11 protein-coding genes and 1 pseudogene are annotated in these 19,048 nt (G+C 63.6%); 3 read left to right on the top strand and 9 right to left on the bottom strand.

The features are described 5' to 3' along the window. Positions 1-777 precede the first annotated feature (777 nt). The 9 genes and pseudogenes from C3B71_RS02905 to chvE all read right to left on the bottom strand — a co-directional run bounded on the left by C3B71_RS02905 (position 778) and on the right by chvE (position 16,575). A complete protein-coding gene (locus C3B71_RS02905; RefSeq protein WP_199912557.1) occupies positions 778-1,845 on the bottom strand; it encodes an ABC transporter permease subunit in 1,068 nt (355 codons plus the stop codon). Beyond that, positions 1,842-3,002: an ABC transporter permease gene (locus C3B71_RS02900; RefSeq protein WP_083565358.1), complete on the bottom strand. Its 1,161-nt coding sequence runs from the start codon at positions 3,000-3,002 to the stop codon at positions 1,842-1,844. The genes C3B71_RS02905 and C3B71_RS02900 overlap by 4 nt, the downstream gene beginning before the upstream one ends. After that, on the bottom strand, positions 2,995-4,551 hold the full coding sequence (locus tag C3B71_RS02895; RefSeq protein ID WP_108966030.1) for a sugar ABC transporter ATP-binding protein: 1,557 nt from the start codon (positions 4,549-4,551) through the stop codon (positions 2,995-2,997). The genes C3B71_RS02900 and C3B71_RS02895 overlap by 8 nt, the downstream gene beginning before the upstream one ends. Before the next feature lie 124 nt (positions 4,552-4,675). Continuing rightward, positions 4,676-5,635, bottom strand: a complete 960-nt coding sequence (locus C3B71_RS02890) for an ABC transporter substrate-binding protein (protein ID WP_073327718.1) — start codon at positions 5,633-5,635, stop codon at positions 4,676-4,678. A gap of 342 nt (positions 5,636-5,977) precedes the next feature. Next, complete coding sequence (locus tag C3B71_RS15800; RefSeq protein ID WP_159097625.1) at positions 5,978-9,052, bottom strand: immunoglobulin-like domain-containing protein; 3,075 nt, start codon at positions 9,050-9,052, stop codon at positions 5,978-5,980. A gap of 106 nt (positions 9,053-9,158) precedes the next feature. After that, positions 9,159-12,170: an immunoglobulin-like domain-containing protein gene (locus C3B71_RS02870; RefSeq protein WP_146752404.1), complete on the bottom strand. Its 3,012-nt coding sequence runs from the start codon at positions 12,168-12,170 to the stop codon at positions 9,159-9,161. Between the two features lie 391 nt (positions 12,171-12,561). Next, positions 12,562-13,818 carry a multiple monosaccharide ABC transporter permease gene (mmsB, locus tag C3B71_RS02865; protein ID WP_108966025.1) on the bottom strand — a complete coding sequence of 419 codons (1,257 nt, stop codon included), beginning with the start codon at positions 13,816-13,818 and terminating at the stop codon, positions 12,562-12,564. A gap of 124 nt (positions 13,819-13,942) precedes the next feature. Then, positions 13,943-15,376: pseudogene (locus C3B71_RS02860) on the bottom strand (ATP-binding cassette domain-containing protein); the annotation flags it as partial. Between the two features lie 77 nt (positions 15,377-15,453). Beyond that, positions 15,454-16,575 carry a multiple monosaccharide ABC transporter substrate-binding protein gene (gene chvE, locus C3B71_RS02855; RefSeq protein WP_108966023.1) on the bottom strand — a complete coding sequence of 374 codons (1,122 nt, stop codon included), beginning with the start codon at positions 16,573-16,575 and terminating at the stop codon, positions 15,454-15,456. A gap of 237 nt (positions 16,576-16,812) precedes the next feature. Here chvE and C3B71_RS15795 point away from each other — a divergent pair, with 237 nt between their 5' ends. The 3 genes from C3B71_RS15795 to C3B71_RS02835 all read left to right on the top strand — a co-directional run bounded on the left by C3B71_RS15795 (position 16,813) and on the right by C3B71_RS02835 (position 19,017). Next, complete coding sequence (locus tag C3B71_RS15795; protein WP_146752405.1) at positions 16,813-17,517, top strand: hypothetical protein; 705 nt, start codon at positions 16,813-16,815, stop codon at positions 17,515-17,517. Between the two features lie 72 nt (positions 17,518-17,589). Further along, on the top strand, positions 17,590-18,588 hold the full coding sequence (locus C3B71_RS16315; RefSeq protein ID WP_234416067.1) for a hypothetical protein: 999 nt from the start codon (positions 17,590-17,592) through the stop codon (positions 18,586-18,588). Positions 18,589-18,678: 90 nt separating this feature from the next. Continuing rightward, complete coding sequence (locus C3B71_RS02835) at positions 18,679-19,017, top strand: hypothetical protein (protein WP_108966017.1); 339 nt, start codon at positions 18,679-18,681, stop codon at positions 19,015-19,017. Positions 19,018-19,048 lie beyond the last annotated feature (31 nt).

Here is a 19,048-nt window from a genome sequence, read left to right as displayed (position 1 = left end):
TGTGTTCTGGTTGGACTGAGAACGACCTTGGTTCGGCCAGAACGTCCTCTTCGGCCCGAGACCCTCCCGAATGTGGAGGGTTTCGGTACGCAACACCGCCTTGACCTTCCGCAACGCCACTCACCGGCCTGCCGCACGCCCCGGGAGACCTTCAACAGACCACTAACTAGCGTCACAAACGACCTCCCCGACACCCCCAGGCCCACACCGCCGGACCACTCAGCCGGGCGCTGGCCCACACCGGCGGGCGCGGGTCAGGTGGACTGCCGAGTGCGGTGTGTCGGAGGGCTCTGGCACGTGGGCCATCATTGGTCGGCGTCAGGGCGCGGCGTGATGGGGTGGTGTCGTGGGGTGGACGGTTCGTGTGTTCCGGTGACGGTTCGTCAGGTAGCAGCAACGGTTCGGCATGAACGACGACGGTTCGTACCCCTACCCCACGAACCGTCGCCGGATGTGCCGAACCGTCGACCAGAACGTACGAACCGTCGCTGGATGTGCCGAACCGTCGACCCGAGCGTACGAACCGTCAGGCGAAGGCGCGAACCCTCACGCACGATCCGCCGCTATCCGCCGTGATCCGCCGCTATCCGCCGTGATCCGCCGCTATCCGCCGAGATTCACGGTGAACTATCCCATCCCCGCTCATCGCACCCGCCGGAGCACACACAAACCACCACCCAGACACCCCACCCACAAACACGAAAAGCCACAAAACCGGTGGCGGGGTGGACCGAGAAGTATCGGAACGCCCCGCCACCGGAATCCGGGTCACCTAGTTCAGTTACCCCTACGACTCAGTGCACGCTGCAGGAGCACGAAGGCGAGCAGGAAGACACCAATGAATACCTTCGTCCACCACGAGTCGAGTCCCTCGCGGGCGATCAGAACCTGGAGTAGGCCATAGACCATAACGCCCACGACGCTACCCCAGACGTATCCGCGCCCGCCGGTCAGCAAGGTGCCGCCGATGGCCACCGGAGCGATCGCATCCAGCTCCATGCCCACACCGGTGAGGTTATAGCCCGATTTGGTGTACATGGCGAAGAGGATGCCGGCGATGCCCGCGCACGTCCCCGAAAACATGTAGAGCAGGATCTTCGTGCGGCCTACCGCGAGTCCCATGAGATTCGCCGCCGCACCATCATCGCCGGACCCGATGCCGTACACGGTACGACCAAAACGCGTGTAGTGCAGCAGATAGAAACCGATCAGCACCACCACGAATGCAATAATCATCGGAAGCGTAATCTTCCACGAATCGCGACCCTCACCGAATTTAATCGCCCAGGAGGCCAAGGCCGAGAAGCCCTCGTCATTAATGGCCAGCGACTGAGCGGACACCAGGTTGGCGACGCCACGGACGAGGAACATCACCGCTAGCGAAGCGATGAATGGTTGAAAGTCGAAGTACCTCACCAATACCCCAATCAGCAGGCCCGAGCAGGTGCCGATGAGCACCGCGGCGACCAGCACGATCGGCAGCGGCACCCCCGCCGGCAACAGCTTCGCTATCACCAGGCCTACGAGGGCCACGACCGCGCCCACAGAAAGATCGATACCACCGGTGAGGATGCAGACCGTCATGCCGACGGCCAGAACGAGAATGAAGGAGTTGTCAGCGAAGAGATTCGAGAACAGCTTCATCGAGACGAACGGACGACTACCCGAGTACCGGACCTGGCCGATCGCGAGCATGATCAGCAGCGTCAGTATTGTGGAGCCTACCGGCAAATACTTCGGATCGAATACACGAGCAAGGAGGCCATTGCGAGCGGCCTTCCCGGCGCCCCGCCCAGCGTTGTCTCGCTTCCTTTTGTTCACGGTGGACATGGCTACGTCACTCATGCCGCTACCTCCCTAACCGAGTCTTCAACGGCCCCGCCGACCCGCTTGTGGCGTTGGGCCCAGTCGCGGAACTGCGGTGCCTGCGCGACCACAACCACGATGACGACAATTGCCTTGAACAACGGAGTCGCGGTCGCAGGGATGTGAAAGATGATGACGGCGCGCTCGATAGTGGTCAGCACCAGAGCGCCGACTACCGTGCCGCCGAGATAGAACTTGCCGCCGCTCATCTTTGTGCCGCCTATGACGACACAGAGGATCGCGTCCATCTCCTTCATGAGGCCGATATTATTAGCGTCCGCGGCCATGGTCGGGGCACCGTAGATGAGCCCCGCCAAGCCCGCCAGCAGGCCACACAGAATGTATACGAGCCACATAATCCGGCGCGATTGCACACCCGATATACGCGACGCCTCCGCGTTGATGCCGATCGACTCCACCAACATGCCCAGAGCCGTCTTGCGCACGAACAATACCAGCAGGATGAACACCAGCGCACCGATGACTACCGGGGTCGGCAGACCGAGGGTGAATCCGGAACCGATCGACTTGAACGGCGCCGAAGTCACCGTTGTGATCTGTGCCCGCGTGATAAGCATTGCTATACCCCGGCCCGCAACCATGAGGATCATCGTGGCGATGAATGGCTGTATATCCAACACGGAGACCAGGAAGCCGTTAAACACGCCTACCGCCAACCCGACCGCCAGGCCCAGCCCGATCGCAGTAACGACAGTCCCCGGCGCTGCAGCATCATTGGCGTTATCAAGGAACGTCAACGACACCGCCAGTGAAATAGCCATAACGGCACCCACTGAAAGATCGATGCCTGCAGTAGCGATGACCAGGCACATCCCCAGTCCGAGGAGCATGGGAGTGACGGCCGCGCGCAGAATATCTATTAGCTGTCCGAACAGGTGCCCATCTTGGAGGGAAATGCTCAGGAAGCCCGGGCTCATCACCTGGCACGCCGCCAGGAGAAGCAAAAGTGCGAGCACCGGCCCAAACAGGTTGTGGGAGGTGATACGCCGTAAGGCGGATGTCCGTTCGACTCGCTCGCGATCCGCGTAGTCGCCAGGCGCTCGGACGGCGGAACCTCGCTTGATATCCGCGGGCGCCCGATTATCCGTACCTTCGTTCGACCGTGCATCACTCATCGGCCTCACCCTTCTCAGCAGCAATAGTCGACATGACAGTGCCGGCCGTAACCCCCGGCCCGTTGACCATTTCGCCCACCTTACTGCGGTCTCGCATAATCATGATCCGGTGAGAGAGGCGTAAGACCTCTTCCAACTCGGAGGAGATGAAGATGACGCTCATACCCTGCCCAGCGAGCTCAGCTACGAGACGTTGAATCTCGGCCTTCGTTCCAACATCGATGCCGCGGGTCGGCTCATCAAGAATCAGCAGCGCGGGGGCGGTGGCCAGCCACCTGGCCAACAGCACCTTCTGCTGATTCCCACCAGACAGGTTCTTGATCAACATCCCGGGATTGCGGGGATGAATGTCAAGCGCCTCCATGTACTTATCGACAATCCCGTCCAGTTCCTTGCGCGGCAGAGGCCGCCATGCGCCGCGCGACGCCTGGACGGCCAACGCGATGTTCTCGCGGACGGTTAGGTCGCCGATAATGCCTTCCTTCTTTCGATCCTCGGTGGAGTATGCGACCCCCTGTTTCAACGCGGCCAGCGGGCTGGCGAGGCGTACGCTGGAGCCTTTGATCTTCAGTTCGCCGGTGTCAATCTTGTCTATCCCCGCCAGTAGGCGAGACGCCTCGGTGCGACCGGACCCCAACAAGCCCGCGATGCCGACGATTTCTCCCCGGTACACATCAAGATCGTATGCCGCGACATTCCCCTTGCTGGAGACCCCGAGCGCGCTGAGCACCGGAGCGTCCTCACGCTTGACCGCCGCCTCATGGGTTCCGCCGCCGATTGCGTCGAGTTCAGCGGCGTCCTTGCCGATCATCTGGGAGATGAGTTCGGAGCGCGACAGCTCACCCGTGGGAGTCTCGCCGACCAGTTTGCCGTTGCGAAGCACTGTCATACGGTCCGATATCTCATATACCTGGTCGAGGAAATGCGAAACGAATAGGATTGCGACACCCGCGTCGCGCAGTTCTCGGATGACCTCAAACAGTTCCGACACCTCATCCTCGTCAAGCGACGAGGTCGGCTCATCAAGTATAAGGACCTTGGCGTCGACGACCAGGGCCCGCGCAATGGCGCACAACTGCTGAGTAGCTATGCTGTGCTGCGACAACGTGGTGGCAGGGTCAATATCTAGGTGAAGTCGCGACAGGTGTTCCTTGGTCTGTCGGCGCATCTCCCGCCAGTTGATGAAGGGACCACGCTTGGGCTCGTGCCCCAGCATGACGTTTTCGGCTACCGATAGGTTGGGGCAGAGATTGACCTCCTGGTACACAACCGCGACACCGTTGTTCTGCGCATCAGCCGGATCGGCGAAACTCACCTCCTCACCGTCAACCTTGATCGTGCCCGCCGTCAGTCTATTGACGCCGGTCAGCGCCTTGATGAGCGTGGACTTACCTGCACCGTTCTCGCCCATGAGAGCATGCACCTCGCCGGGAAAAAGACGGAAGTCGACGTCGTCGAGCGCCTTCACTCCCGGAAAGGTGACTGTGATGCCGGACATCTCCACGATCGGGGTGGGGGCCCCACGCACATCCTGCGTGCCGGTAGCCATGGTCCCTCCGTTTCGTCGAAGTGTAGTGGTAGGAATCATTTGGAGAAGAGGAGTACGGCCGTGCTTGCGGCCCACGGCCAGGCCGTGGGCCGCAAGCTGAACACCTCAGGAACGCCGATCCGAGTTAGTACGGCCGCGCGTCGACCTCCTCCTGCGTGATTGTCTGATCAAACGTCTTGTCCTCAACAACGGTGTTCTTCTCGACCTCTTCGCCGGCAACGACCTTCTTCATGAGTTCGCCGAGCTGTTCGCCGAAGATTGGGTTGCACTCAACAACGTAATTGAACTTCTTGTCGACCAGCGCCTGCAGCCCGTCCTTGACGCCGTCGACGGTGACGATGGCAATATCCGTACCCGGCTTCTTGCCGGCCGCTTCAATCGCCTCGATCGCTCCCAGGCCCATGTCGTCGTTGTGGGAGAACACGAGGTCCATGTCCGGATACGCCTGGAGTGCGGCCTCCATTGCGGTCTTGCCTTCGGCACGAGTGAAGTTCCCCGTGGCCTTGCCGATGACGTTGTCACCCATGATGGCGTCGAATGCCGCTTCCCGGTCCACCTGCGGCCCCGAACCCATCGTGCCCTGAAGCTCAAAGATCTTGGCGTTCGGGAAGTTCTCCTGCACCCATTCGCCGGCCATTTTGCCCTCGGCAGCCATATCGGAGCCAATGTGCGCAACGTAGGGATCCTCGACCGTTGTGTCGACGGAACGGTCCACCAAGATCACTGGAATCTCGGCATCCTTGAGTTCCTGGAGCACGTCGTCCCAACCCGTCTCAACGACGGGAGAGAACGCGACAATGTCCACATCCTGGCTGATGAAGTCGCGCAGCGCCTTGATCTGGTTCTCCTGCTTCTGCTGGGCGTCCACGAATGTCAGATCAAACCCGTTCTCGGCGGTCAGATGCTTCTTGATGTCCTCGGTGTTGGCGGTGCGCCAACCCGACTCGGCGCCCAGCTGTGAGTACCCGACGACGATGGTGTCCCCTTCGGCGCCGGAGCCGCCCGACTTGGACGAACCACAGGCACTCAAACCCAGGACCGCCCCACCAACAGCAGACATGACAAGGAATTCGCGACGCTTCATGAGTCTCTCCCTCGAGAATCAGAACGGCCCCACCTTTAGGTAACCGCCACGTTTGCGCACGCCCGACGTTCACCCCTAGCAGGACGAACTTCACGCGCCGGTTATGCGCTCGTACAACTAGATTGTGAACGTTCACATGCGGCCTGTCAAACCTTCGGCCGTCCCGTTATGAAGTTGTTGTTTTTGACTTCGCCGGCGGCACCCCGGCGCGCCCAGACCCGACACTTTCGTGTAGGACGACGGGGCTCGGAGGTATGGGCTACACCATCAAGAACCAGCGGACCTCGCCCAGTCCCCCGCCCCGACCCACGACACACGTCACGGTGGCGTCCGCACGTCCGGCTACCGAGGATCCGGGTGTGAGTACAGCCCGCGCTTGCTGTTACGAAGTGCTACCAAGACACACCCGCCGCCCACGAACGCTACCGATATCAGCAATCCCGTCAGTCCGGTGCCGGTTTTGGGAAGACTCCCGCGCCCACCGGATCCAGCATTGTCGTCTCGCCGTATTGGAGCCGCCGTCGTGCTGTTAACAGAGGCCGGGTTCTGAGAAGGGGGCGCTGATGTTGGCACGGGGGCGGCAGCTGCAGCCGACTCCTGCGCCCGCGTCATTGGGGTTCCGGTCGCGGCCTGGGCCGGGGTCGGCGATTCACCGCTCGCCGCCCGCGTTGGTGATGGCGTAGGTACCGGTGACGGTTCTGAGTCGGGTTCATTGACGGGCAGGACGGTGACCACGGCTTCAACGGGTTCACGGGTGTCGTTAGCCGCAGTTCCCCGGACGCGTATCTGCCCGGGGCTTGCCAGTGACTCGGCTGTGATCGGCGCCCAGGTCACGCCAGCCTCCTGGACGGATCCGTCGGCCATGGTCAACTCCACGGTGCTCGGCAGCGATGGTTGAGTGTTCAGCGTCGTGGTAACGGACACCTGTTCGACGGCACTGACCGCGATATCGGGTTGAAGCGCCAGTAGTACTGTTTGATACTCCGCCCGGGTGACCGGAATGACCGTGCCGTGGCGTGGCCGGCCGCCGTCCGCGTTCTGCGGCAGGTTGCTGGATAGCTTCGCCGCGGCGGAGTACCAGTCGGCCGCCGAGGTGTCGGCGAGGGGCTTGTCAGTGGCGAAGGGCACGTAATGGTTTGGGCCCCCATGATAGTCGGGCTGGTCGATGAACAGGTACCAGGCGGCACCATTGATGTCGTCAGCATTCGCCTTGAAGATCGACGGCCCCTCGCCGTGGACGAAGGTGTTCGTCCCCACACCGTTGGGCAGCCCTGCCGCGATTCGTTCGGTAATGAGTGTCCACTGGTCGGGAGCCCCCTCGGCACCGGGAAGGTCCCCGGACACCGTGGATGTCAGGACCGTAGATTTTTCCTCGCGAAGAGTCATATCGCCCTCATCCTTGTAGACCCGGTAGTAGACGCCGTCCTCTTCGGCGACGGTTACGTCAATGGTGCCCAGGCCGTCCGTTCCCGACTTGCGCACCGAGTCGATCCATACACGTGGCTCAGAGAAGGTGACGAAGTCGTCCGTTGTCACATACATCATGCGGTTGTAGGTGAGGCTGGTTCGATCCGCGGAGTCGACGGTGTCATACAGATTGGAGGCCCAGTACACGACGTACTTGCCCAGTTCGGCGTCCCAGTAGGCCTCCGGCGCCCAGGTGTTGCCGGCGTAGTCGCTGGAGACCTTGACGTGGCGCTGCTCGGACCAGCTGACGAGGTCGGTTGACTCCCAGATCTCGAGGTACTTCGAACCGGTGCGCTGGGCGGTGGTGAATCCGCCGGGCAGGCCCGCAACTTTAAGATCGGTGGCAAGCATGTAGAAGCGATCGCCGTCGTGGGAGCGGATGATGAACGGGTCGCGCAGGCCTCCGGTGCCCTCGGTGGACTCGATGAGCGGATTACCGTCGTTGAGGGTGTTCCAGGCGAGCGCGTCGTTGCCCTTGGAGGCGGCAATGGAGATCTTCTCCGCGCCCTGTCCCTCACCTGTGAAGAAGGCCCACACGTATGCCTCCTCGGCCTGCACGGACGGCATCGGTTGGACGGTGACAGCAATGTCCTTCGTCTGGGCGACGTCGCCGCTGGTCACCGTGGCGCGCAGAACCACGATGGTCGGATCGGAGCCGGCGGACGGGCGCTTGATCACGTAGGTGGCCGACCCGTCGCGGACACCGGCGATCAGTCGCGGATCGGCGGCGCCGGGCTCAATCACCTCCCAGGCGATCGCCGAGCCTGCGGCGCCGACGGTGGGAACTGAGAAGTTCGAGCGCATGTCGTCGGCGTTGTGGATCACCAGTGCTTCGGCGTCTGCCGACACCTTGGCAGTATCGGTCTGGTCGGCCGATACCTTGACGGTATAGGTGCGCACCGCTGGATCCGCGCCGGGGAACGAGTAGGTGGCGGTCAGAGTCACCGCCGCATCACCCTCCTCGGCGCGCGGCCGAGAGACGGAGGCTACACCATCGCCGTCCACATTGATCACCCCGGGCTCCGAGGATGACCAGGAGATCCCGACCGGCCCAGAGGTGACCGGGACAGTGAAGGTCTCCACTGCCTCAGCGGGGACCTTGGCAGCAACGACGGCCAATGCGGACTCGATCGCGGCAGGGGCGAGGACCTCTGCGCGCTCAGCCGCTTGGTCGGCATAAAGCTCGGACACCTGCTGGTCGGTGAGCGCCTCGTGGTAGACCGCATAGTCGTCAACCGTCCCCTTGAAGAACCGATCAGGATAGGGCGACTTACCAATGAATGCGACGAGATCGCCGAAGTCGGTCAGGTCGGTGGCGATCGCGTGTGAGGAGATCTTGACGCCATCTAGGTAGAAGCTCATCGTGCCGGTGGCGCCGCTGATGACGGTCGTGTACAGCGACAGGGATGAGCGGGCCGGGGCCTGCGTCGAGCCGATCTCGGTGTTCCAGGTCTCCGCGGCCGGGTTTGCGGCCGTGGCAGAAGTGATGACGGACTTGACGGCGCCCGAGGGGTTGGCAGGATTGAGCAGCCAGTAGCCCTTGGTGCGGTCGGCGTTGCCCACGTAGGCGCCGGCATAGTTGTCGCTGCCGGTGGCGTTGGTCATCCAGATGGAGATGGTGACGGCTTCCTGTCCTGCATATGCGGCGCCCGGGATACTCACGAAGGCGGCGCCCGAGCCGTTCGCGCCTCCGGGCAGTGAGATCGAGCCTTCGGCGAAGGCGGCGCCCTCACCGGAGACCGTGGCCGCCAGACCACTGCCCGCCGCGTCGGCGACCGTACCGTCAGCGGCGGCAGAGTCGAAGGTGTAATGAACGTAAGGGTCTGGCAGCTCGGCGGCGAAAGCCACTGCGGGGGCCAGGGGCGCGGCAAGCAACGCGGCCGCTGCGGCACGGCCGAGTCCGGCGCGTATGCGCCGCGCCCGTCTGCGGTCCGGGATCGTTAGGGGCATTTGAGGTTCCTTCTACTGCGGGGGCGGTCTCGCCCACGTGGTCGCATCGGTTGACGGGGCTGGGGTGAGGGGGGCGAGGCACGGCTGCGCCCCGCCCCCGGTGGGCTCAGGCGCGACGACGGCGCACGCTCACTGCGCCCGCACCGATGAGCACCAGGCCGCCACTGAGCAAGGCGAGGTCCGTGTTTGCGCCCGTACGAGCTAGGGAAGCGCCGGGCCGGCCCGGTTCCGCCTTCCCACTGCGCGACACCCTCTCGGCGACAGCGACCTCGGCCGGGGCGTTTGTGGAGGCGCTCGTGACGGGACCGTCACCCGGTTGGCCGCTACCACTTGCAGGAGCAGGGGATGGAGTGGCGGTCGGAGTCGTCGGCTCCACCGCGGTGGGCTCCGCCGTCGGCTCAGCGGTCGGTTCGGCTGTGGGTTCGTCGGCGGGAACGGCGACAGCGCCCTGTGAAGCGTTGACCAGGTTGTCGCGATAGCCGTCGTAGTGAGCGATGAGCGTGCCCGCAAGTCCCCCGGGCAGGGCGACGTCGGCCCGCCCATCGGTCAGAGCGACGGCCTGGCTCCAGTCGCCCAGCGTGAAGGTGACCGTACCGACGACGTCGCCGGAGTCGGCGGCGGTCACGGTAGCGGTGGCTCGTCGCCCGTCCAGAGCGACTTCCGTGACGGAGTCGACGGCGTGTATTCCGCTCCAGGATTCCATTGCGTCCAGGATCGTCTGGGGAACGTTGACGAATGCGCCGTGACGCGGGCTGGAAGGCAAGCCCGTCTGTGCGTGGGGTGTCCAGCCGACCGTCTTGGACAGCCGGGAATCCATCGTCGAGGCGGCAATGGCGGTACCGGTTGTCACGAAGGGGACGTAACCGCCGTTGCCGTAGTTGTCGACGAGGAAGACGTAGCCGTCGCCTGTGTTGTTCGGGTCACCCTCGTTGAGCTTGACGATCTCCGGGCCCTCGCCCGCCTGACCGGTGAGCGGCGTGGTCATTGCGGTATCGACCAGCTGCCAACCGGTGGCCGGATCCGTGCCTGCAGAGGACTGGGTGGTGACCGAGGTCAGGACCCGGGACCGTTCCAAGAAGATGTCCTTGCCACGCTCCAGCCCATCGGCAGAACCGCCGTCCTCGTTCTTGGTGAAGCGGTAGTAGTAATCACCGATCTTCGTAACGGTTGAGTCGATACGGGCGTAACCCGTGTCCTGCCACACCTGCGGAGGGTAGGTGAAGGTCTCGAAGTCGCGGGTCAGTACGTAGAACATGCGGGCGTGAGCGCCGGTAGAGGTGGTCATGTGGTCAACGTCGTCGTACAGGCGTGAGGCGAAGAAGACCACGTAGGACTGCAACGCATCGTCCCAGTAGACCTCAGGAGCCCAGGTCATGCCGGCCTCGGGCTGGTTGACCACAATGCCGGTATCGCCGTCATCCGCGTTGGTGCGCGTCCAGTTGACCAGGTCGGCGGACTCCCAGGCCTCAATCTTCAGCGAGCCCTTGGATTGGGCATCACCCCAGGAGGTGCCGCAGCCGATGCACAGATCGGTGGCGAGCATGTAGTACTTGTCGCCGTTTACCGAGCGCAGGATGTATGGATCTCGCAGGCCTTGCGTGTCGGTCTGCGACGCGACCGTCGGCTGGCCGCCGTTCGCCGGCGTGAAGGTGAAGAAGTCGTTTGTCGTCGTGTAGTCCTGGTATATCCGCTCGTTGCTGTCCGACTTGAAGTAGGCGGCTGCGTAGCCGACGTCGGGCGCACTGCGGCCCAGCTCAGCGACGGTCACATCAAAGGTGCGCGTGGCGCTCTGCCCGCCCAGCGTGGCGGTGGCGGTCAGGACGACCTGTTTGTCCCCGGAGCCGTAGGCGGGCCGACTGACGATGCCGGCGCCTTCGAAGGGATCGGCAGAGCCGACGTCAGGAGCGGCATAGGCCGAGTCGGTCTCACTGATGACGGAGGGGTCGGAGGAGGTCCACGTGATCTGCGAGCCGTATCGGGCGCCTTCAGCAACCAGAGGCAGATTCTCGTAGGTGACCGACTCCAGCTTGATTGCTTCCAGTTCTGCGGCAAGGTGTGAGGCAACCTCGTCATCGGATATGGCCTTGACGGTGACTTCGAAGACGTAGGTCCGCCCCGCGGGGTCCGTTGCGGTCAGGGTGGACTGGCGATCCTGCGCGCCACGGGCGATCGTGCCATCCGCCGCGACGACGGCGGGATCAGACGAGGCCCAGGTCAGTACTGTGCCGCTGACAGCGGTGGGTGGAGTCAGGTTTTCCCTCACGTCTTCAAGGGAGGTGTTGGCGGCGAGGAGACGGAGCTCGATCTGCTCGGCAACGATGGCTTGGAAGACAGCCGCTCGCTCTGCGGCGGTCGGGACTGAAGCGGCAACCTCGGTGGGGGTGAGGGCATCGTCCCACAGCTTCATGTCCGTAACTGTTGCCTTAAGCAGGGCATCCGGCTCGTAGAGCGAGCGGCCGATGTAGCCCAGGACGTCGCCCTTGACGATGTCGCTCATTGATTTGCCGTGCTGGAGCTGGGATTCCTGGACGCCGTCGACATACAGGGTGATGGTGTCGCCCGAGGAAACCAGCGTGATCGTGGAAACGGCATCGGAGGCGAGACGTCCACCGGCGGGCACACGCTCCTCGCCATTGCCGCCGTCAGTCTTGACACGGATGCCGGATAGGATCCCGCCCTCACGCTCGCCGGAGGCGGGGTTGACAAAGACATGGTTCCCCAGTTGATTCGTGTTCCACGAGCCGATGCCGTCGCCGATGACCCAGCCGAACTGGTTGGCGACGGCTGCATTCGTCAAAGACATCTCTACGGTGAATTCGTTGTCGGTACCGGTTACAGCTCCTGCCGGCATGGTCGCATAACCATTGCCATCGAAGACGAGGGACTCGTCGGCCGCATACACCTTGAAGTCCGAATCGTCTAGGCCCGTGAGCCGGGCGTCGCGACCATTGCCGGAGACGTCGATTAGTACGGAACCCGAGTGCGACATATCGTAGTGAGCCGTCGGGGCGGGAACCCCGTTGGCGGCCACTGCGGCAGGAACCGGGAGTGCCATACCGGCGGTCAGTAGAGCGGCACTCAGAACTCCAACCGCTGTGGTTGCGTGCTTAGCTTTCACGGACACGTTCCTCCCTTGGAAGGTGCACCAGCCGGGCGCCGTCGGCGCGAGAGCGGATGGACGGCGTCAAGCAGACTGTGATTGTCGCGGCCCAGACCCACGCCAATGTGAACGTTCACGAACCGCACGTGCAGCATAGGCGATGTTTGCGCTAACAGCAAGGCTTCATACGGGCTCTTCACACGTCCGCTACGACCCCGTCTCCTTCCGCTCGCCTCTCGACACACAGAACCACCGTCGCACATGCTCGGGAAGTCGGAAGGGCTCGTAGCCCCCATCCGGTCCACACTCCACGCAACTCCACGCGGTCGCGCGCATACACGAGGAGTGGCCGACAGCCGCTCCGGCTGCCGGCCACTCCTGTCGTCTCGACGGCGAGTGCGGAACCGCGTCACACGGCGCTGCGGCGTTTGCCGGCGATGTCCACGGCTACGGCAAGCACCAGCACCAGACCCTTGATGGCCTGCTGCCAGGCGGAGTCCACGGCCATGATTGACAGCCCCATGTTGAGCACACCCATGATCAGTGCACCGATGATGGCGCCGGACACCCGACCCACGCCGCCGGAGACGGCGGCGCCGCCGATGTAGGCCGCCGCGATGGCGTCCATCTCGTACAGGTTGCCGGCGGTAGAAACCGCGGCCCCGGCGCGCGAGGTGGTCACGATTGCCGCCAGCGAGGCCAGGAAGCCCATGTTGACGAACACCATGAAGTCCACCCGCTTGACGTTAACGCCGGACAGGCGGGCGGCCTTGAGGTTGCCGCCGACCGCGTAGATGTGTCGCCCGAACACGGTCTTGTTCATGACGAAGGAGTAGATGAGGATCACCGCGCCGACGATCACCAGCACGATCGGCGTGCCGCCTGCCGAGTAGGCGAGCAACATTGTGAAGAAGCCGATGGCGGCGGCGAAGACCACCAGTCGCAGGGCGACTACACCAACGGAGTCCACCGCCCGGCCCGCGGCACGGTTGCGGCGGCGGGTACGTAGCTGCGTGAACACCAGCCCGGCAATGGCGACCGCGCCGATCAGGATGGTGACGCCGTCGTAGTTCTTGAAGTACCCCAGCCAGGCCGGCAGCGAGCCGTTGGCGATGGACACGAAGCTGGGCGGCAGTCCGGAGACGGTGCGCTGGACCAGCACCACCGTCAGCCCACGGAAGATGAGCATGCTGCCGAGGGTCACGATGAAGGCGGGGATCTCCATGATCGCCACCCAGAAGCCCTGCCAGCAGCCAATGAGCAGACCGATCACGATCGCTACCAGCACGGCCACCAGCCATGGCACCCCGGAGTTGACCACCAGCAGGCCGATGACGCCGCCCACGAATCCGACGATCGAGCCGACCGACAGGTCGATGTGCCGGGCGATGATGATCATGACCATGCCGACCGCCAGGATCATCACGTAGGCGTTCTGCTGGATGAGGCTGGCGACATTGTTGGGCGCCAGCAGCAGCCCACCGGTGAGGATCTGGAAGAAGATGATGATCGCCACCAGGGCGGCCAGGATTCCGTACTGGCGGAGGTTGCGGCCGAGGGACTCGCGCAGCTTGGCCCCGGCACCGGGGACATTCTCGCCACGCCCCGAGGCGCGCTCGACCTTGCTTTCCGACGTCGTGATGTCGGCTGAATTCGGCTGGCTCACTGCTCCGCTCCTTCCTGTTCCATGCGCGGCGCGGCCCCCGGCCGGCGGCGTCCTTCTCGACGGTCATGAGCTTCATTAGGTTCTCCTGGGTGGCCTCGGCCCGGGGCAGTTGCCCCGTGATCCGGCCTTGGCTCATGGTGTAGATGCGGTCGCATATCCCCAGCAGCTCGGGAAGCTCGGAGGAGATGACGAGGATGGCCTTTCCTGCATCGGCCAGTTGGTTGATGATCTGGTAGATCTCGTATTTGGCGCCGACGTCGATGCCACGGGTCGGCTCGTCGAGGATGAGGACATCGGGGTCGGAGAACATCCACTTGGCCAGGACGACCTTCTGTTGGTTGCCGCCGGACAGGGAGCCGACCGGCGTGGCGAGCGACTCCGTTTTGGTGCGCAGCTCGCGCCGGTAGCGTTCGGCCACCTCCTCCTCCGCGGCGTCGTCGACGATGCCGCGGGAGGAGACCTTGTTCAGGGCTGCAGCCGTGGTGTTGGTCTTGACGTCCTGGATGAGGTTCAGTCCGAGCACCTTGCGGTCCTCGGTGACGTAGGCCAGACCGTTGTCGATGGCCTGCCGCACGGTGGCGGTGGAGATCTCCTTGCCGTCCTTATAGACGTGTCCGGAGATGTTGGTGCCCCAGGAGCGCCCGAACAGGCTCATGGCCAGTTCCGTGCGTCCGGCTCCCATGAGGCCAGCGAGCCCGACGATCTCTCCGCGCCGCAACGTCAGGGCGGCGTCGTCGACGACGGCCCGGGCGGTGTCGATGGGGTGGTGAGCGGTCCAGTGTTCGATCCGGAGCACTTCCTCCTCTACATGCGGAGTGTGTTCGGGGAACCGGCTGGACAGCTCGCGCCCCACCATGAGACGGATGATCTCGTCCTCGTCGATGGCGCCTTCTCCGTGCAGTGGGGCGGTGCCGACGGTGCGGCCGTCCCGGATGATGGTGGTGCGGTCGGCGACACCGGCCACCTCCGCCAGCTTGTGGGAGATCATCACCATGGTGATGCCGCGTTCGCGCAGCCCCCACATGAGGTCGAGCAGGTGGGCGGAGTCGTCGTCGTTGAGGGCGGCGGTGGGCTCATCGAGAATGAGCAGGCGCACGTCTTTGGACAGGGCCTTGGCGATCTCCACCAGCTGCTGCTGGCCGACGCCGAGGTCCGCCACACGGGTCTGCGGACGGATGTTCAGGCCGACCTCCTGAAGCAGTTTGGCGGCCACCTCATTGGTGGCATCCCAGTCGATTACACCGCGGGTAGCCTTCTCGTTGCCCATGAAGATGTTCTCGGCCACCGACAGGTACGGGCTGAGTGCCAGCTCCTGGTGGATGATGACGATGCCGAGGGCCTCGGAGTCGCGGATAGAGCGGAATTCACGGACCTGGCCGTCGTAGACGATGTCGCCGTCATAGGTACCGCGGGGCCAGACCCCGGACAGCACGTTCATCAGGGTGGATTTGCCGGCGCCGTTCTCGCCGCAGATGGCCAGGATCTCGCCGCGACGGACCTCCAGGTTGACGTCATCCAGGGCCTTGAAGGAGCCGAAGGCCTTGGTTATGTGCCGCATCTCCAGAATCGTGTCCGCGGACGACGACGCTTCCTGCGCGGGCGCGGAGGCACGCGGGGTCTTGGGGTCGGCGGTCATTACAGCCCCACCTCGGCGGCGGTGTAGTAGCCGGAGTCGACCAGGACCTCTTGGACGTTGTCGGCATCGACGGTCACCGGGGCGAGCAGGTAGGAGGGCACCACCAGTTGCCCGTTGTCGTAGGACTCGGTGTCGTTGACCTCGACCTCCTGCCCCCGGGCGATCTGGTCGACCATGGTGGCGCAACGCTCCCCGAGCAGGCGGGTGTCCTTGAAGACCGTCATCGACTGGCGGCCCTTCACAATGTTTGCGACGTTGGCCTGGTCGGCGTCCTGACCGGTGAGGACCGGCCAGTTGTCATCGTTGTAGCCGGCGGAGGCCAGGGCCTGGCCCACGCCCAGGGCGATGGCGTCGTTCGGGGACAGTACGACGTCGACGCGTGTGGTGCTGGAGTAGAAGGAGTTGAGCCGGTTCTCCATCTCCGACTGAGCGGTGGTGTTGGACCACGCCTGGATTCCGATCGACTGCCAGTCGTCCACGCTGGAGGGCATCTTTCCCGACGGGCAGACCAGCTTGCCCGACTCGATGTAGGGGCTCAGCACGTCCCAGGCGCCTTCGAAGAAGAAGCGGGCGTTGTTGTCATCGGGGGAACCGGCGAAGGGCTCGAAGTTGAAGGGGCCGGAGGCGTTCTCCAGATCGAGGGCGTCGACGATGTACTGCCCCTGCATGGCGCCGACGTTGTAGTTGTCGAAGGTGACGTAGTAGTCCACCGCCTCGGTGTCCCGGATCAGGCGGTCGTAGGCGATGATCTTGATGCCCAGCCCGGCGGCGCTCTGCAGCACGGGCCCGAGCGCGGAGCCGTCGATGGAGCCGACGACGATCACGGCCGGGGACTTGTTGATCATCGTCTGGATCTGGGAGTTCTGCTGCTCGACCTTGTTGTCGGCGAACTGGAGCTCGACGGTGTAGCCGAGATCCTCGAGCAGCCGCTTGAGATTCTCGCCGTCGCGGCTCCAACGCTCCAGGTTCTTGGTCGGCATGGAGACGCCGATCAGCGCTCCTTCGCCGCCGCTGACGTCGCCGTAGTAGTCGGCCGTTCGCTCCGCGGTGCACGCCGCCAGCAGCGCCGCCGCTGCGACGGACCCGCCCGCAATAAACGACCTGCGCGACAAATTCTGCATTGAGGCCTCCTCGCCTCGGGTGATGGGTCACGGATCCTGCAATCCATTTAGTTGCACGCTAGCACTTATATGGAGTCGTGACAACCCGCCAAGCGGGACCGGCGTTGCTCGCGCCCCAGGAGCAGCCGAGCCCCTGAGTCGGACCGCCACCAAACCCGGAGCACTTGCGCGTGGCCTGCGGGAGTGTGAGACTTTGTAACATCCTGATGACGAGCCCTTGCCCCTTAGGAGTCGCTCATGCGCCGTTTCCATACCGGTTCGCTCGGACTGCGTAGTGCTGCCGCAGGGGCGGCGGCGCTGCTTCTGGCTTGTGCGCCCCTGGTGGCGTGCTCATCGGAGTCGGACGACAATCCCCTGAATATCCCCACCTATGATCCGGAGGCTGCGGCGTCGGCGGAGGCCTCGGAGTCGGCCGCCGCCGCTGAGGCGTCTGTGTCGGCTGCGGCCTCGGCGGAGGCGGCGGGTGTGGTGACGGCGGAGTCACTGTCCACTGAGCGGCATGTGATCACGTCGATCCCGGAGGGCCTGGACGAGCAGCAGACCGAGATCCTCAAGGCCTTCGTCAACTACGACGAGGTGACCTGGAACATCTGGTTCACCCGCACCGGCATCGAGGACGCCCAGCCCCTCATGACCGCCGACGAGTACCAGGCCTTCACGGACTACTTTGAAGAAAACGCAGCAGGCAGGACCGACGGTACGGTGCGGGTCGCGGTGACGTCGGTGTATCTGACGTCCCCCGACGATTCGCCGCCGAAGGCGACAGTCCAGGTCTGTGACGACCAGACCGACCTGGTTGATTATGACGCCGACGGCAATGACGTCAGCAACCCGGAGACGCTGCAGGTGCGGTACAAGATCATCATCACGATGGTTTATGAGGGCGGCACCTGGAAGGAAGCCGCCGAGGAGTACCTGTCGACCAACGAGTGCACGGTGTGACCCAAGATGAGGACCCCTAGCAAACTAACCGCCACACTCAGTGTGGCAATCATTCTGGCGACATCGCTCATCATGACGGCCTCGCCGGCCCAGGCAGTCTGGCAGGGCAAGGACCCTGCTGGTGCTTCGTCTTCTGGTTCGGTGTCCACCGGTGGGGATGGCTCAGTGACGATGGCGGTCAACGTGGAGTCCGTGTCGGCTGCTGCGGATGGCTCGGCTGGTTCCGGTGGCGGCGCTACCGCGTGGTCGCAGTCGGTGACCGCGAGCGTGCATCCGGTGTGCTGGTACACGCAGAGTAGTACTGGCGCGGAGAAGGCGAAATATATCGACTCGCCGGAGTCCACCAGCTACATGAGTATTACACGCGGCAGCATGTGGGATGACTATAAGGCCCGCTTCCCTGACTATGAGTCCTACGCCGACGACACGGAGGGGCATTGGTATGTCCCCAACTGCGACCCCAGGTACATGGCCGATGATGACGAGCGCGACTTCGGTGAGATCATGGCGGACTACTACGCCAGCAACAGCCCCGTCTACGTCCCTGCAGGCGAGTCTGCTCCCGCCCCGGAGGTCGATGGGGTCACGTTGGCTCAGGCGGCGTGGGATGCGGTGACGATTCCTACTGCGACGATTGGTTATAACCCGATGGTTGGGGATGTGGGGGCCACGGTTGTGGGTATGGATACCTGGGTGTGGGCCACGGGCGACACGCCGAAGGAGGTGACCGTGACTGCTACGGCGGGGTCTACCACCGCCACAATCACCGCCACCGCGAAGTGGTTAACGCTCCAGCCCAAGGACGGCACCGCCAAGTGCACCAGCTTCGGGATCCCCTGGAGTGAGGACAATGACGCCAAGGGCACGGACTGCAAGATCGTGTTTGACCGGTCCAGTGCGCACTTCAAGGACAGCGTGACTCCGGTGGATGTGAAGGTGTCCTACGCGATCACCTACACGGCCACCGACGGCGCCGTCGGCACCATGGATACTCACACCACCTCCGCGACCACCAGCATCCCGGTGGCGGAGATCCAAACTCTCAACACCCAACCCACCAAACAACCATGACAGCCTACACACAATCGGACACCTGCACTCGATTACGAACAGAACGTTGCCGACAGACACAAACCAACCGATCGATTGGAGACAACTCGAATGGTCGCCAACCCTAAGCGGCAAGCTCTCGAGAAGCTCAGCGAATACGTGTCACACAGGAACCAGAGTCTCGGGTTCAAAACCAACTCTACAGCCTGGGACATCACGCGCGATATCTTTCACGGCTCTAAGGGCTCCGAGTTCAGTTCAGCGGTTAACGCCTCCGACACGTGGACCGGCCCGTTGGCAAACACCTCCGCCGAAGACACGAAGGCCGACGTTGACGCGGTCGACACCGTGTTCAGCGATCTGCTCGACCGGATCAACGCCGCGATCGTGGCACTGCCCGAGGAACTCGACGAGAGTGACCCGGCAGCAAACTGGCCCAATGAGCCGTAATGAAACGAGCGAGGAAACAGGGAACGAATAG

This window comes from Actinomyces sp. Z16 (assembly GCF_003111765.1).
In the GTDB taxonomy this organism is placed as follows: Bacteria; Actinomycetota; Actinomycetes; order Actinomycetales; family Actinomycetaceae; genus Actinomyces; species Actinomyces glycerinitolerans.
The sequence above is the reverse complement of the archived record's forward strand: the minus strand, read 5'-3'. Positions and strand labels throughout refer to the sequence as shown.